Origin of the sequence: Pseudomonas sp. A1230, assembly GCF_044218825.1 — a bacterium.
Taxonomy (GTDB): domain Bacteria; phylum Pseudomonadota; class Gammaproteobacteria; order Pseudomonadales; family Pseudomonadaceae; genus Aquipseudomonas; species Aquipseudomonas iridis.
The window spans coordinates 1796547-1813382 of record NZ_CP162582.1; the positions used below are offsets into that span (position 1 = coordinate 1796547).

A 16836-nucleotide genomic window follows, 5' to 3' on the forward strand; every position below is an offset into this window, starting at 1 on the left:
ACACCTTGAAACGTAAGTTGAAGGTAAATTGCCGGTAAAGCTGCTTTGCTTAATTCCCGTCAGTGCTTATCGTTCAGCCTCCCGTAGAAGAAGCCCACGCGCCCAATGGTTAATCACTCCATGCAATCGTCTCCCCGCAACTCCCGTCGCTGGCTGTTCAGCCTGCTTGTCTTGTTGGTTATCGCCGTACTGTGCTGGAAATTCTGGCCCGCCGGTTCAGCCGACAAGGAGGGCGGCGAGAAGGCTGCAGCCGGACATGCCGGGCGTTCCGGGATGATGCGGCCGGGCTTCGGCGGCGGCACCGGGCCAATTCCTGTGCGCGTGGCGCCGGCGGTTACGGGTGACTTTCCGCTGTATTACAAAGCGCTCGGTACCGTCACTGCGCTCAACACCATTAACGTGCGCAGTCGAGTGGGTGGCGAATTGGTGAAAATCCATTTCGAGGAAGGCCAGATGGTCAAGGCGGGCGATTTGCTTGCCGAGATCGACCCGCGCTCCTACCAGAACGCCTTGCTTCAGGCGCAAGGCACTTTGATGCAGAATCAGGCGCAACTGAAAAACGCACAGGTTGATGTCGAGCGCTATCGCGGTCTGTTCAAGGAAGACAGCATTGCCAAACAGACGCTGGACACCGCCGAAGCGCTGGTCGGCCAGTATCTGGGCACGGTCAAGACCAACCAGGCGGCTGTCAACGACGCGAAACTCAATCTCGAATTTACTAAAATCCGCGCTCCAATTGCCGGTCGTGTCGGTCTGCGTCAAGTGGACGTCGGCAACCTCGTTGCGGCCAACGACACCACGTTTCTGGCGGTGATCACCCAGACTCAACCGATCAGCGTCGCCTTCACCCTGCCGGAAAACAACCTCGAAACCGTGCTCGCCCGCTACCGCAGCGGCGCCAAGCTGCCGGCTGAAGCGTGGGATCGCGGCGACACCAAACTGCAAGCCACCGGTGTGCTGCAAAGCCTCGACAACCAGATCGATGTGGCCACCGGCACCCTGAAATTCAAGGCTCGTTACGATAACCGTGATCAGTCGCTGTTCCCCAATCAGTTCGTCAACGTGCACCTGCTGGCCGACACCCTGAAAAACGTCGTGTTGGCACCGTCCGCTGCGATTCAGTTCGGCACCAACGGCACTTTCGTCTACGCGCTGGATGGCGACAAGAAAGTCACGATCCGTCAGTTGAAGATCGGCGCCAGTGACGGTGAAAACACCGTTATCACTGAAGGCCTGGCCGCTGGCGACCGCGTAGTGCTGGAAGGCACCGACCGCCTCAAGGAAGGCAGCGAAGTGGAGGTGGTCAACGACAGCAATCAAGTGCCGACCACACCGACCGAACACCTGCAAGGCAAGTCCGCCGCCACCCCGACTGATGCCGCTGTTACTGACAAGGCCAAGAAGGGCGCATGAACATTTCGCGGCTGTTCATCCTTCGTCCGGTAGCCACCACCCTGAGCATGCTGGCCATTGTGCTGGCCGGCCTGATCGCTTATCGCCTGCTGCCAGTGTCGGCGCTGCCGCAAGTCGATTACCCGACCATCCGCGTCATGACCCTGTATCCCGGCGCCAGCCCGGACGTGATGACCAGCGCCGTCACCGCGCCGCTTGAACGTCAATTCGGACAGATGCCGGGTCTGACTCAAATGGCCTCGACCAGCTCCGGCGGCGCCTCGGTGCTGACCCTGCGTTTCAGCCTCGACATCAACATGGATGTCGCCGAGCAACAGGTGCAAGCGGCAATCAACGCTGCGACCAACCTGCTGCCGACCGACTTGCCGGCGCCGCCGGTATACAACAAGGTCAACCCGGCGGACACCCCGGTGCTGACCCTGGCCATCACCTCGAAAACCATGCTGCTGCCCAAACTCAATGACCTGGTCGATACGCGCATGGCGCAGAAAATCGCCCAGATCAGTGGCGTCGGCATGGTCAGCATCGCGGGCGGTCAGCGTCAGGCCGTGCGGATCAAGGTCAACCCGGAGGCGTTGGCCGCCAATGGTCTGAACCTGTCGGACGTGCGCACCTTGATCGGCGCCTCGAACGTCAACCAGCCGAAAGGTAACTTCGACGGCCCGACCCGGGTGTCGATGCTCGATGCCAATGACCAACTGACGTCGCCCGAGGACTACGCCAACCTGATCCTCGCCTACAAGAACGGCGCGCCGTTGCGGCTCAAGGATGTCGCGGAAATTGTCGATGGCGCCGAGAACGAGCGCCTGGCCGCGTGGGCCAACCTGAATCAGGCTGTGCTGCTGAACATTCAGCGTCAACCGGGCGCTAACGTCATCGAGGTGGTCGACCGGATCAAAGCCTTGCTGCCAAGCATCACCGACAATTTGCCGGCCGGCCTCGAAGTCACTGTTCTCACCGATCGCACCCAAACCATTCGCGCTTCGGTCACCGACGTGCAGCACGAACTGCTCATCGCCATCGCGTTGGTGGTCATGGTGACGTTCCTGTTTCTGCGCCGTTTCAGCGCGACGATCATTCCTTCGGTGGCTGTGCCACTGTCGCTGATCGGTACCTTCGGCGTGATGTATCTCGCCGGATTCTCGGTCAATAACCTGACTCTGATGGCGCTGACCATCGCCACCGGTTTCGTGGTCGACGATGCGATCGTGATGCTGGAAAACATCTCGCGCTTCATCGAGGAGGGCGACAGCCCGATGCAGGCCGCGCTAAAAGGCGCGAAGCAGATCGGCTTCACCCTGATTTCCCTGACCCTGTCGCTGATAGCCGTGCTGATCCCGCTGCTGTTCATGGCAGACGTGGTCGGGCGGCTGTTCCGCGAGTTCGCCATCACCCTGGCGGTGGCGATCCTGATTTCCCTCGTAGTCTCGCTGACCCTGACGCCAATGATGTGCGCGCGTCTGCTCAAGCGCGAACCCGAGGAGCATGAGCAGGGCCGGTTCTACCGGGCCAGCGGCGCGTGTATCGACTGGATGATCGCCGAGTACGGTCGGATGCTGCGCTGGGTGCTCAAGCATCAGCCGCTGACGTTGCTGGTCGCCATCGGCACTCTGGCATTGACTGTGTTCCTCTATATGGTCGTGCCGAAGGGCTTCTTTCCGGTGCAGGACACCGGGGTGATTCAGGGTATTTCCGAAGCGCCGCAGTCGATTTCCTTCGCTGCCATGGGTGAGCGTCAACAGGCATTGGCCAAGGTCATTCTTGAAGACCCGGCAGTACAGAGCCTGTCGTCTTACATTGGCGTCGATGGCGATAACGCCACGCTCAACAGCGGTCGGTTGTTGATCAATCTCAAACCACACAGCGAGCGTGATCTCACCGCCACCGAAATCATCGCGCGCCTGCAACCGCAACTGGACAAACTGGTCGGCATTCGTCTGTACATGCAACCGGTGCAGGACCTGACCATCGAAGACCGCGTCAGCCGCACCCAGTACCAGTTCAGCATGTCCTCGCCAGACTCCGAGCTGTTGAGCCAATGGAGCGGCAGATTGGTTCAGGCCCTGGCGCAACGTCCGGAACTGACCGACGTCGCCAGTGACTTGCAGGACAAGGGCTTGCAGGTTTATCTGGTTATCGACCGTGATGCGGCGTCGCGCCTCGGTGTGTCGGTGGCGAACATCACCGATGCGCTGTACGACGCCTTCGGTCAGCGGCAGATCTCGACCATTTACACTCAGGCCAGCCAGTACCGCGTGGTGCTGCAGGCGCAGGCCGGGGAAAGGATCGGGCCGCAGGCGCTGGATCAGATTCACGTCAAGACCACTGACGGCGCGCAGGTGCGCCTGTCGAGTCTGGCCCATGTCGAGGAGCGCCAGGCGCAACTGGCGATCACCCACATCGGCCAGTTCCCGGCGGTGATGATGTCGTTCAACCTCGCGCCGGGCGTAGCGCTGGGGCATGCGGTGGATGTCATCGAACAGGTGCAGAAAGACATCGGCATGCCGGTCGGCGTGCAGACCCAGTTCCAGGGCGCGGCCGAAGCGTTCCAGGCATCGCTGTCGAGCACCTTGCTGCTGATTCTGGCGGCGGTGGTGACCATGTACATCGTGCTCGGCGTGCTGTACGAGAGCTATATCCACCCGATCACCATTCTCTCGACTCTGCCGTCAGCGGCGGTCGGCGCGTTGCTGGCATTGCTGCTCAGTGGCAACGACCTGGGCATGATCGCGATCATCGGCATCATCCTGCTGATCGGCATCGTCAAGAAGAATGCGATCATGATGATCGACTTCGCCCTCGACGCGGAACGCAATCAGGGCATGGCGCCGCAGGAGGCGATCTATCAAGCGGCACTGCTGCGTTTCCGACCGATCCTGATGACCACGCTGGCGGCGCTGTTCGGTGCCGTGCCATTGATGCTCGCCACCGGTTCCGGGGCTGAGCTGCGCCAACCGCTGGGTCTGGTGATGGTGGGTGGTTTGTTGGTGAGTCAGGTGCTGACGCTGTTCACCACACCGGTGATCTACCTGTATTTCGACCGTCTGGGCCGACGTTTTGGCAAAACCAATGCCGACACCGAAGAGGTGGCGGTATGAAGGCAGCTGCGAGCTTCCAGCCTCAAGCTGCAAGATACCTGGCTTTTAGCTTGACGCTTGAAGCCTGGGGCTCGGCGCTATGAATCTTTCTGGTCCTTTCATCAAGCGCCCGGTGGCAACCATGCTCCTGAGCCTGGCGATCATGCTGCTGGGCGGTGTCAGCTTCGGCTTGCTGCCAGTGTCTCCGCTGCCGCAAATGGACTTCCCGGTCATCGTTGTGCAGGCGAGCCTGCCCGGTGCCAGTCCGGAAGTCATGGCGTCCACCGTGGCGACGCCGCTGGAGCGTTCGTTCGGCGCCATTGCCGGCGTCAACACCATGAGCAGCCGTTCGAGTCAGGGTTCGACCCGGGTCATTCTGCAATTCGATCTCGACCGCGACATCAACGGCGCAGCGCGGGAAGTGCAGGCCGCGATCAATGCTTCGCGCAATCTGTTGCCGAGCGGGATGCGCAGCATGCCGACCTATAAAAAGGTCAACCCGTCGCAGGCACCGATCATGGTGCTGTCGCTGACCTCGGATGTGCTCGAAAAGGGCCAGCTCTACGATCTGGCGTCAACGATCCTCTCGCAGAGCCTGTCGCAGGTGCAGGGGGTCGGTGAGGTGCAGATCGGCGGTAGCTCGCTCCCGGCGGTGCGCATCGAACTCGAACCGCAAGCACTCAACCAGTACGGTGTAGCGCTGGACGATGTGCGTAAAACCATCGCCGATGCAAACGTGCGCCGGCCGAAAGGCTCGGTCGAGGACGGTCAGCGGCTGTGGCAGATCCAGGCCAACGATCAGCTGGAGAAAGCCAAGGATTACGAATCGCTGATCATCCACTACGCCGACGGTGCCGCGCTGCGCCTGAAGGATGTGGCCAAGGTCAGTGACGGTGTCGAAGACCGTTACAACAGCGGTTTCTTCAACGATGACGCGGCAGTCCTGCTGGTGATCAACCGCCAGGCCGGCGCCAACATCATCGAGACGGTCAACGAGATAAAGGCACAGTTGCCGGCGCTGCAGGCGGTGTTGCCGGCCAGCGTCAAGCTGAATCTGGCGATGGACCGCTCGCCAGTAATCAAGGCAACCCTGCACGAAGCCGAGATGACCCTACTGATCGCCGTGGCGCTGGTGATCCTGGTGGTGTTCCTGTTTCTGGGCAACTTCCGCGCCTCGCTGATTCCGACTTTGGCGGTGCCGGTGTCGTTGGTCGGCACATTTGCGGTGATGTACCTCTATGGCTTCTCGCTGAACAACCTGTCGCTGATGGCGCTGATTCTCGCCACCGGGTTGGTGGTGGACGATGCCATCGTGGTTCTGGAAAACATTTCCCGGCACATCGACGAAGGCGTCAAACCGATGCAGGCGGCGTATCTGGGCGCCAAGGAAGTCGGCTTTACCTTGCTGTCGATGAACGTGTCGCTGGTCGCGGTGTTCCTGTCGATCCTGTTCATGGGCGGGATTGTCGAGAGCCTGTTCCGCGAGTTTTCCATCACTCTGGCCGCGGCCATTGTGGTCTCGCTGGTGGTGTCCCTGACGTTGACGCCGATGCTCTGTGCGCGGTGGCTCAAGCCGCATACGCCGGGGCAGGAAAACCGCCTGCAACGCTGGAGTCGCAGAACCAATGACTGGATGGTCGCCAGGTACGCCACCAGCCTTGACTGGGTGTTGCGCCACCGTCGCCTGACGTTGCTCAGTCTGTTTGTTACCGTTGGCGTCAACGTCGCGCTGTACGTGGTGGTGCCGAAAACCTTCATGCCGCAGCAGGACACGGGTCAGTTGATTGGTTTTGTGCGCGGCGACGACGGTCTGTCGTTCAGTGTCATGCAGCCGAAAATGGAGATCTTCCGCCGCGCCGTGCTCAAGGACGAAGCGGTAGAAAGTGTCGCCGGGTTCATCGGTGGCAGCAACGGCACCAACAACGCCTTCATGCTGGTGCGTCTGAAACCGATCAAGGATCGCCAGTTGTCGGCGCAGAAGGTTATCGAGCGCCTGCGCAAGGAAATGCCCAAGGTGCCCGGTGCGCAATTGATGCTGATGGCGGATCAGGATCTGCAATTTGGCGGTGGCCGCGAGCAAACCTCGTCGCAATACAGCTATATCCTGCAAAGCGGCGATCTCGGTGAACTGCGTAAGTGGTATCCGAAAGTGGTCGCCGCGCTGCGAGCCTTGCCGGAGTTGACGGCGATCGACGCCCGCGAAGGCAAGGGCGCTCAACAGGTGACGTTGATCGTCGACCGCGACCAGGCCAAACGCCTTGGCGTGGACATGGACATGGTCACTTCGGTGTTGAACAACGCCTACAGCCAGCGCCAGATTTCGACGATCTACGATAGCCTCAACCAGTATCAAGTGGTCATGGAGGTCAATCCGAAATACGCCCAGGACCCGGTGACGCTCAAGCAAGTACAGGTGATCACCGCTGACGGTGCGCGGGTGCCGCTGTCGACTTTTGCTCACTATGAAAACAGCCTCGAAGACGATCGCGTCAGCCACGAAGGCCAGTTCGCTTCCGAAGATATTTCCTTCGACATGGCCGAAGGCGTGACCGTGGAGCAGGGCAGTGCCGCTATCGAGCGGGCGATTGCCAAGGTCGGTTTGCCGGAAGACGTCATCGCGAAAATGGCCGGCACCGCCGATGCCTTTGCCGCGACCCAGAAGAGCCAGCCGTTCATGATTCTTGGCGCGCTGCTGGCGGTGTATCTGGTGCTGGGCGTGCTCTATGAAAGCTACATCCATCCGCTGACGATTCTGTCGACGCTGCCCTCGGCCGGGGTTGGCGCGTTGCTGTCGATCTATGCGCTGGGTGGTGAGTTCAGCCTGATCTCGTTGCTCGGATTGTTCCTGCTGATCGGCGTGGTGAAGAAGAATGCGATCCTGATGATCGACCTCGCATTGCAACTGGAACGGCATCAGGGCATGACTCCGCTGGAGTCGATCCGCAGCGCGTGTTTGCAACGACTGCGACCTATCCTGATGACCACGCTGGCGGCGATCCTCGGTGCCTTGCCGTTGCTGCTCAGCCGCGCCGAAGGTGCCGAAATGCGCCAGCCATTGGGCCTGACCATCATCGGCGGGCTGGTTTTCAGCCAGGTGCTGACGCTTTACACCACGCCTGTGGTTTACCTCTATCTCGACAAGCTGCGCCATCGCTTCAACAAATGGCGTGGAGTGCGTACTGATGCCGCTCTGGAAACTCCGCTATGACTGACCGTTCGCTTTTCAATCTGGCCACTGCTCGCGGCTCGCGCCTGTTGAGCCTGTCATTGTGTGTGGCAATGCTCAGTGCCTGCGCCGTCGGCCCGGACTACCAGCGCCCACAGACAGCGGAAATCGCCCAATACAAGGAAGCCGAAGGCTGGCGCCAGGCCAACCCGAGCGATTCGCTGGCCCGCGGCGCGTGGTGGGAGCTGTACGGCGATCAGCAACTCAACGGTCTGATCGAGAAACTCAACAATGCCAACCAGACGGTCGCGCAATCGGAAGCCCAATACCGTCAGGCCCAGGCCTTGGTGCGCAGTGCGCGTGGAGCGTTTTACCCCAGTGTTGACCTGAGCGTCGGCAAGACACGCTCCAGTCAGGGCACCGGCAGCAGCAGTTCAAGCCTGAGCAGTTCCTCCAGCGGTATCCGCGATACCTACAACGCGCAATTGGGCGTCAGTTGGGAAGCCGATATCTGGGGCAAGCTGCGCCGCGGGCTTCAAGCCGATGAGGCCAGTGCCCAGGCGAGCTTCGCCGATCTGGCGGCGATGCGTTTGAGCCAGCAGTCGGAGTTGGTGCAGAACTACCTGCAACTGCGGGTCATTGATCAGCAGAAGCGGTTGCTCGAAGCCACGGTTGCGGCGTATGAGCGTTCGCTGAAGATGACTCAGAACCAATACCGCGCGGGCGTTTCGGGGCGTGACGCGGTAGCGCAGGCGCAGACGCAGCTGAAAAGTACCCAGGCTGATCTGGTCGATCTGATCTGGCAGCGGGCGCAGTTTGAAAACGCCATTGCCGTGCTGACCGGGCAAGCGCCGGCAAACTTCGACATCGCCGAAACCCAGACCATTCCGAACCTGCCGCAGGTGCCGTTGAACCTGCCTTCGCAATTGCTTGAGCGCCGCCCGGATATCGCCTCGGCCGAGCGCTCGGTGATTGCAGCCAACGCCAACATCGGCGTAGCCAAAGCTGCCTATTACCCGGATCTGTCGCTGAGTCTGAGCGGTGGCTACAGCAGCAGTACGTCAAACGACCTGATCAGCCTGCCGAACCGCTTCTGGTCGGTGGGGCCGAAACTGAACTTGCCGCTGTTCGACGGCGGCATACGTTCGGCAGAGGTCGACCGCACTGAAGCGGTGTACGACCAGACGGTGGCCAAATACCGGCAGACGGTGCTCGACGGTTTCCGCGAGGTGGAAAACTATCTGGTCCAACTCAAGGTGTATGAGGACGAAGCGGCGGTGCGCCAGGAAGCGCTGGATGCTGCCCGTGATTCGCTGCGCCTCACGGAAAACCAGTACAAGGCCGGGCTGATTGCCTATATCGACGTGGTGGTGGTGCAGGCCACGGCGCTGAGTAACGAACGCAATGTGCTGAATATCCTGCAGAGCCGGCTGATTGCCAGTGTGCAACTGATTGCTGCGTTGGGCGGTGGATGGGATGGGGACCTGCCCGCCGAATGACTGTGTAGGAGCTGTGGCACGCTGCGATCTTTTGATCCTGTTTTTTACAATCAGTATCAAAAGATCGTTCATCGTGGCCCGAGCCTTTGGCAGCTCCTACAGTCAGGGCAAATCCTCTGGAGGCCTTTGGCTTAAAGGCTTCTGATGGCCGGGCCAGAGCCCGGCAGGAGGATCAAACAAGCGTTTCATCGGGTTGATGGCAAAATGGTTACTTTGTCAGTGCGTTCTTCTGTGCAATCAGTACAATCGCCGCATTTGCCCGACCGAGAATGGACGCAAGCCGGTATGGGTAGCCTCGAGAATCCGCATGCTCATCGGTAGTTATTCCTCCACTCTGGTTTTCATCTCGCTGTGTGTCGCGATTCTCGCTTCGTACACCGCGCTCGACCTCACTGGCCGCATCACCACCGCCAAGGGCCGTGCCGTGCATTTCTGGACTGCCGGTGGTGGTTTCGCCATGGGCATTGGCGTCTGGTCGATGCACTTCATCGGCATGCTAGCCTTCAAGCTTCCGATCGAACTTGGCTACGATATCGCCCTCACGGCGCTGTCGCTGCTGATCGCAGTGCTGTCCTGTGGTTTTGCCTTGTGGCTGGTGAGTCAGCCGAAACTGCCAATTCTGCAATTGGCGTTTGGCGCGCTGATCATGGGCGCCGGCATCAGTGCCATGCATTACACCGGCATGGCGGCGATGCGCATGACCCCGGGAATCGACTACGATCCGACGCTGTTCAGTGCATCCCTGTTGATCGCGGTCGGTGCTTCTGCGACGGCGCTGTGGATCGCTTTTCGCTTGCGCCAGCATTCGCCCTATGTCCGTTTGATTCGCGCTGGCGCTGCAGTGATCATGGGCATCGCCATTGTCGGCATGCATTACACGGGTATGGCCGCCGCGCAGTTTCCGGACGGCAGTTTCTGCGGCGCGACGATTGATGGTCTGAAAGGCAATGGCCTCGACAGTCTCGTGCTGATCACCACGCTGGCGGTGCTTTCGATTGCATTGCTGACCTCCATACTCGACGCGCGTCTTGAAGCACGCACCGCCGATCTCGCGCACTCCTTGACCGTGGCTAACCGCGAGCTCACGCAACTGGCGCTGCACGACACCCTGACCGGTCTGCCCAATCGCATGCTGCTGGACGACCGCATCAATCAGGCGATGAAAGAGGTCAATGAGCAGGGTGGCTGCTTTGCACTGATGTTCATTGATCTGGACGGCTTCAAACCGGTCAATGACGCATTCGGCCATCACATGGGTGATCAACTGTTGCGTGAAGTTGGCGTGCGTCTGCGCGAAGATTTGCGCAGCCTCGACACGCTGGCGCGGATCGGCGGCGATGAATTCGTCTTGCTGGTGCGCCTGACCGAGCCTGACGACGCCTTGGGCCTGGCAGCACGCCAGGTCGGGCTGATCGCGCAGTCATTTCACGTGGCTGAACATGACTTGCAGATTTCCGCCAGCATCGGCATCGCCCTGTACCCTGGCAATGGCGAGAGTGCCCAGGAATTGCTGATGAACGCCGACGCAGCGATGTACCACGCCAAGGGTGGTGGCAAAAACGGCTACAGTTTCTTCGACGTATCGATGAATACCAATGCGCGCAAACAGCTGCAATTGCTGCAGGATTTGCGCGCAGCGCTGGAGCATGACCAGTTCAGCCTGCATTACCAACCCAAATTCGACGCCGCCAACGGTCGACCGGTCGGCGCCGAAGCGCTGCTGCGCTGGCAGCACCCGATCCACGGCATGCTGATGCCAGACAAATTCATCGATCTGGCGGAGAAAACCGGGGTCATCATCCCGATCGGCGAATGGGTGCTCAACGAAGCCTGCCGACAGATGCGCGAGTGGTACGTGCTCGGCTACACCGACTGGCGCATCGCGGTGAACCTCTCTGCATTGCAGTTCTGCCACGCAGGGCTGGTGCGCAGCGTTGCCAAGGCGCTGGCGACCCACCAGTTGCCGGCCAACAGCCTGACCCTGGAAATCACCGAAACCACGGCGATGAGCGACGCCGATGCGAGCATGACGGTGTTGCAGGAGTTGTCGGACATGGGCGTCGATTTGTCCATTGATGACTTTGGTACCGGCTACTCGAGCCTGATGTACCTCAAACGCTTGCCGGCCAACGAGTTGAAGATCGACCGTGGATTTGTCCGCGATCTGGAGCATGACAGCGACGATGCTGCGATCGTTTCGGCGATTGTCGCGTTGGGCCAGGCGCTGGGTTTGCGCATCGTTGCTGAAGGTGTTGAAACGGATTCGCAGCAGGATTTCCTGACGCAACTGGGTTGCGATTCGTTGCAGGGGTATCTGCTGGGGCATCCGCTGCCGGCGGATCAGTTCATGCGTGACATTGCCCGGGGCGAGAAGCTGGCGGTGATATGACCCCACCCCCGGGTTCTTTCGGGTAAGCCCGGGCGCAACGCAGCCCATGCAAAACCGGCCAATGGCGGTTATTCTTCCCCGCGACGGTTACGTGTGCATTTGGGGGAAAGGCCAGCATGGATAAAGTCATTGTGATCACCGGTGGCGGGCGCGGAATTGGCGCCGCCACGGCGTTGTTGGCTGCCGAACACGGCTATCGGATCTGCATCAACTACCAGTCAGACGAACAGGCCGCGCATAGCGTGCTGGAGCAAGTCCGTGCGCTGGGCGCACAAGCCATCGCGGTGCGCGCCGACGTCAGCATCGAAGACGAAGTGATCGCACTGTTTCACCGGGTCGACAACGAGCTGGGCCGAGTGACCGCGCTGGTGAACAACGCCGGCACCGTCGGGCAAAAGTCGCGTGTCGATGAGATGTCCGAATTCCGCATCCTCAAAATCATGAAAACCAACATCCTGGCGCCGATCCTCTGTGCCAAGCACGCCATCCTGCGCATGTCGCCCAAACACGGCGGGCAGGGCGGCAGCATCGTCAATGTCTCGTCTGTGGCGGCGCGCCTCGGTTCGCCGAATGAATACGTTGACTACGCGGCCTCCAAAGGCGCGCTCGATACCTTCACCATTGGTTTGTCCAAGGAAGTGGCGGGCGAGGGGATTCGGGTCAACGCGGTGCGTCCGGGTTACATCTACACCGATTTCCACGCGCTGAGCGGCGATCCGGATCGGGTCAGCAAGCTGGAATCGGCAATCCCGATGGCCCGTGGCGGGCGCCCGGATGAGGTGGCGGAGGCGATTATCTGGTTGCTGTCGGACAAGGCTTCGTATGCGACCGGGACGTTTGTTGATTTGGGGGGCGGGCGATAAACAGCAAGATCAAAAGATCGCAGCCTGCGGCAGCTCCTACAGAGGAATTTGTGTTCCCCTGTAGGAGCTGCCGCAGGCTGCGATCTTTTGTTTTGTCAGGTCTGGCCTCATCGCTGGCAAGCCAGCTCCCCCAGTGATTTGTGTTGAACACGCAATTTGTGAGCGACATCGAATCCTGTGGGAGCTGGCTTGCCAGCGATAAGGCCAGTGCCATCAACCTCAAACTTTCAGAACGACCGCACAATCCGCCCCAGCGTCTCCATCGCTTTCTCCGAGTCCTCGGTCCACGGGCTACCGTAATTCAAGCGAATACAGTTCCTGAACCGCTGCGTCGGCGAGAAAATCGGCCCCGGCGCGATGCTGATGCCTTGCGCCAGCGCCATCTGAAACAACTTCAACGAATCCATCTGCGGTGGCAATTCCAGCCATAAAAAGTAGCCGCCCGCCGGCTGACTGACCCGCGTCTGCGCCGGGAAGTACCGGGCAATCGCCGCCAGCATCGCGCTCTGCTGTTCTTCCAGCGCATAGCGCAATTTACGCAGGTGCCGGTCGTAGCCGCCGTGTTGCAGGTAGTCGGCAATCGCCGCTTGCGCCGGCATCGAGGCGCACAGCGAGGTCATCAGTTTCAGCCGTTCGATTTTCTGCGCGTAACGCCCAGCAGCGACCCAGCCGATGCGGTAGCCGGGGGCCAGGCTCTTGGCGAACGAACCGCAATGCATCACCAGCCCTTCGGTATCGAAGGCCTTGGCCGGTTTTGGCGCCTGTTGGCCGTAATAGAGTTCGGCGTAGACGTCGTCTTCGATCAGCGGCACCTGATGGCGGCGCAGCAGTTCGACCAGTTCCTGTTTCTTGGCCTCGGGCATGGTCGCGCCCATCGGGTTCTGGAAACTGGTCATGCACCAGCAGGCCTTGATCGGATGGCGTTCCAGCGTCTGCGCGAGCACGCCGAGGTCGATACCGTCGCGCGGGTGCACGGGGATTTCCACGGCTTTGAGTTTCAGTCGTTCCAGCACTTGCAGGCTGGCGTAGAACGCCGGGGCTTCGATGGCCACCAGATCGCCGGGTTCGGTGACCGCTTGCAGGCACAGGTTCAGCGCTTCGAGGGCGCCGTTGGTGATCAGTAGTTCCTCCATCGGCAGCATCAAACCGCCGACCATGTAACGCAAGGCGATCTGTCTACGCAGTTGCGGGTTGCCCGGCGACATATCGGTGACGACCATGCGCGGGTCCATCTCCCGTGCGGCGCTGGCCAGTGACCGCGACAGCCGTTGCAACGGGAACAGCGTCGGGCTGGGAAATGCCGAGCCGAATGGCACAGTGCTTGGGTCCTTGATCGACTCCAACACCGAGAACACCAGTTCGCTGACATCGACTTCGGTGGAATCGTTGACGTGGCTGCTGATCACCGGCTCCGAGAACGGGCTCGGTGCATGGGTGTTGACGAAGTAACCGGAGCGGGGCCGGGCGCGAATCAGACCACGACGTTCGAGCAGGTAATACGCTTGGAACACCGTGGACGGGCTGACGCCGTAAGTCTGGCTGGCGTAGCGCACCGATGGCACGCGCTGGCCGGGGCCCAGGACGCCGGAGCGGATCAGTTCTGCGATGTCTTCGGCGAATTTTTCGTAGCGTTTCATCGAGGGCCTTGGTGCTTGTTGGCTGTGTGGGGTGCCAGGCAACTGCCCCTCACCCTAACCCTCTCCCAGAGGGAGAGGGGACTGACCGTGTTGAATGTTGAAAGTACGCGCTTCTCTGAACCCATAATCGACTCGGTCGCCCAGGTCGATGCATAGCGAATGACACCTCGGTCGGCCCCCTCTACCTCTGGGAGAGGGCTGGGGTGAGGGCAGAGATTCTAACGACTCAGCGATTCATCGGCGCGACAAACCTGCTTTTCGCCACGCTATAAACTTCAGGTTCGTCGCTGTCGGCAATCTTGAAACTCAAGGTCTGCGAGCTGCTGCTCGGCCGCTCCGTGGTCATCGCCACCGACACCGGTACATCGACAATCTCACCCGGCGCCAGGCTCAGTTCGGTTTTGCCTTGCAACTGGAAGCCCTCACCGTCGACCAGGCTCAAACGGTAATCCTGGCGTTGCTGGGTCTTGTTGATGACTTTGAGGCTGTAGATGTTTTCGATCTGACCTTGACCGTTTTCGCGGAACAATCCGCGATCCTTGGTCACGTCCAGCGACACCATCGGCCGCTCCACCAAGGCCAATGCCAGTGCGCCGATCATCACCAGCAGCACCGCCACGTAACCGACCAGCCGTGGCCGCAGCAGATGTGTTTTGCCGCCCTGCAATTCGCGCTCCGAACTGTAGCGGATCAAGCCGCGCGGGTAGTTCATTTTGTCCATGATCGAATCACAGGCATCGATGCACGCCGCGCAACCGATGCACTCCATCTGCAGACCATCACGAATGTCGATACCGGTCGGGCACACCTGCACGCACAACTGGCAGTCGATGCAATCGCCCAGCCCGGCCTCGAGCGGTTTTACATCACGTTTGCGCGGGCCACGGTTTTCGCCGCGGGCCACGTCGTAGGAAATAGCCAGGGTGTCCTTGTCGAACATCACACTCTGGAACCGCGCATACGGGCACATGTGCATGCACACGGCTTCGCGCAGCCAGCCGGCATTGATGTACGTCGCGGCGGTGAAGAACAGCACCCAGAACAAGCTGACCCCGCCGATTTGCAGGGTCAGCAGTTCTTCGGCCAGCGGCCGGATCGGCGTGAAGTAGCCGACGAAGGTCAGGCCGGTGAGCACGCTGATCGCCAGCCACAGGGTGTGCTTGGCCGCGCGGCGCGCCAGTTTGTTCAAGCCCCAGGGCGCGGCTTGCAGTTTGATTCGTTGGTTGCGCTCGCCCTCGGTGATCTTCTCGCACCACATGAAGATCCACGTCCACGAACTCTGCGGGCAGGTGTAACCACACCAGACGCGCCCGGCGAACACGGTGATGGCGAAGAGGCCGAACGCGGCGATGATCAACAGGGCCGAGAGCAGGATGAAATCCTGCGGCCAGAAGGTCGCGCCGAAGATATGGAATTTGCTTTCCGCGAGGTCCCACAACACAGCCTGACGACCACCCCAGTTCAACCACACCGTGCCAAAGAACAGCAAAAACAGAAACCCCGCGCCGCTCATGCGCAGCGTGCGGAACAGGCCGGTGAAACTGCGGGTATGAATCTGGTTGTCGCTGGACTTGGCCGTCGCCTTCATTGGGCGTGCGGGCACCTTTTTTATATGAGGAGCTATGGTGGGGGTTGCTTCTACGGTTCGGACGGGGATTTGTTCGCTCATGGTCATTCGCTCATCAGCCTCCATCAGGCCGATGAACTATGAGTGTCGATCTGTTTGCATAACAGACTCAGCTAATTCAATAAAAACCGTATCAGATGAACTTTGATGCAGCGCCTGCGACAACTTGAAGCAGCCCGCAGGCCAAGGCGCAAACGCCTGAACCAGACGTTTGCGCGAAGTGTTGACCAAGGTCAATCAAATCACCGAATCACTCGTATCGGCCTTCAAATGCTTACGCCCGTCCTTGACGCCTGCAACAGTCAAGGCGTCGGCCTCTACTTCGGTGATGTAGACGCGCCGCGCTTCGATTTCTACGAATGACATGGCTTTTTCGCTATCTGTCTGGACCTCAAGGGTGTCGCAGATGCGAATTTCCTCGCCATTTTCAACGGTGAAAAAACACACTTTTGAGTCGGGATTGGTTTCATCGATTCGAACGGTCATGACGCGGTCCTTTTTTCACGGGTATCTGAAAGGTTAGGGCCCAGGACTCGCAGATCGTTCTGCGCAACTGATTAATGGTCGCCGCTGTCCATCGCTTATATAGCCATAACAAGGATTGGACGATGAACGCGTGGTGGGAAGAGGTGCTGGAAACGCTGCAAGCGGAATTCGCCGACATCGGTGATGCATCGCAACTGACGCGCATTACCGTGCGCCTGCTGGTGGCGGCGATCCTTGGCGGGATTCTCGGTTTCGAGCGCGAGCAAAAGGGCAAGGCTGCGGGCGTGCGAACGCACATGCTGGTGGCGCTGGGTGCGGCAATGTTTGTGCTGGTGCCACAGACCTCGGGTGCAGAGTCCGACGCGATGAGCCGGGTGTTGCAGGGGGTGATTGCCGGGATCGGCTTCCTGTGCGCCGGCACCATCCTGAAAAATCAGGAGGGTGATGAAGGGCACGTCAAAGGCCTGACCACCGCTGCAGGGTTGTGGATGACGGCAGCCATCGGTGTGGCAGCCGGGTTGGGCAAGGAGGCGACCGCACTGTTCAGTACCCTGCTGACGTTGGGGATTTTCAGTCTGATGCCGAGGATCGTGCGCATCTTCGACAAGGACGATCAGCCTTTTGACAAGGATGAGCAGAAGGATGATCGCTTGTAATCAATCGCTCCCACACTGTGCGT

10 protein-coding genes are annotated in these 16836 nt (G+C 60.1%); 7 read left to right on the plus strand and 3 right to left on the minus strand.

Annotation, left to right across the window (positions count from 1 at the left end):
* Positions 1-105 precede the first annotated feature (105 nt).
* From AB4P97_RS08675 to AB4P97_RS08700, 6 genes are all read left to right on the plus strand, one after another.
* Complete coding sequence (locus tag AB4P97_RS08675) at positions 106-1413, plus strand: MdtA/MuxA family multidrug efflux RND transporter periplasmic adaptor subunit (RefSeq protein ID WP_042558985.1); 1308 nt, start codon at positions 106-108, stop codon at positions 1411-1413.
* Positions 1410-4511, plus strand: a complete 3102-nt coding sequence (locus tag AB4P97_RS08680) for an MdtB/MuxB family multidrug efflux RND transporter permease subunit (protein ID WP_042558986.1) — start codon at positions 1410-1412, stop codon at positions 4509-4511. Before AB4P97_RS08675 ends, AB4P97_RS08680 begins: the two co-directional genes overlap by 4 nt.
* Before the next feature lie 79 nt (positions 4512-4590).
* Complete coding sequence (locus tag AB4P97_RS08685) at positions 4591-7698, plus strand: efflux RND transporter permease subunit (protein ID WP_261735311.1); 3108 nt, start codon at positions 4591-4593, stop codon at positions 7696-7698.
* Positions 7695-9155: an efflux transporter outer membrane subunit gene (locus AB4P97_RS08690; protein WP_047300910.1), complete on the plus strand. Its 1461-nt coding sequence runs from the start codon at positions 7695-7697 to the stop codon at positions 9153-9155. Before AB4P97_RS08685 ends, AB4P97_RS08690 begins: the two co-directional genes overlap by 4 nt.
* A gap of 307 nt (positions 9156-9462) precedes the next feature.
* On the plus strand, positions 9463-11544 hold the full coding sequence (locus AB4P97_RS08695) for a putative bifunctional diguanylate cyclase/phosphodiesterase (protein ID WP_395602454.1): 2082 nt from the start codon (positions 9463-9465) through the stop codon (positions 11542-11544).
* Between the two features lie 116 nt (positions 11545-11660).
* On the plus strand, positions 11661-12407 hold the full coding sequence (locus tag AB4P97_RS08700; protein WP_395602455.1) for an SDR family oxidoreductase: 747 nt from the start codon (positions 11661-11663) through the stop codon (positions 12405-12407).
* Between the two features lie 227 nt (positions 12408-12634).
* On the opposite strand, the gene mapR is transcribed toward AB4P97_RS08700, so the two are convergent.
* The 3 genes from mapR to AB4P97_RS08715 form a co-directional block, all read right to left on the minus strand.
* Complete coding sequence (gene mapR, locus AB4P97_RS08705; protein ID WP_042558991.1) at positions 12635-14044, minus strand: GntR family transcriptional regulator MpaR; 1410 nt, start codon at positions 14042-14044, stop codon at positions 12635-12637.
* 226 nt (positions 14045-14270) lie between these two features.
* Positions 14271-15713: a cytochrome c oxidase accessory protein CcoG gene (gene ccoG / locus AB4P97_RS08710; protein WP_047300934.1), complete on the minus strand. Its 1443-nt coding sequence runs from the start codon at positions 15711-15713 to the stop codon at positions 14271-14273.
* 195 nt (positions 15714-15908) lie between these two features.
* A complete protein-coding gene (locus AB4P97_RS08715) occupies positions 15909-16157 on the minus strand; it encodes a DUF3203 family protein (RefSeq protein ID WP_047300913.1) in 249 nt (82 codons plus the stop codon).
* A gap of 122 nt (positions 16158-16279) precedes the next feature.
* On the opposite strand from AB4P97_RS08715, the gene AB4P97_RS08720 reads away from it, so the two are divergent.
* Positions 16280-16813: an MgtC/SapB family protein gene (locus AB4P97_RS08720; protein ID WP_042558993.1), complete on the plus strand. Its 534-nt coding sequence runs from the start codon at positions 16280-16282 to the stop codon at positions 16811-16813.
* The last annotated feature ends 23 nt before the right edge of the window (positions 16814-16836 follow it).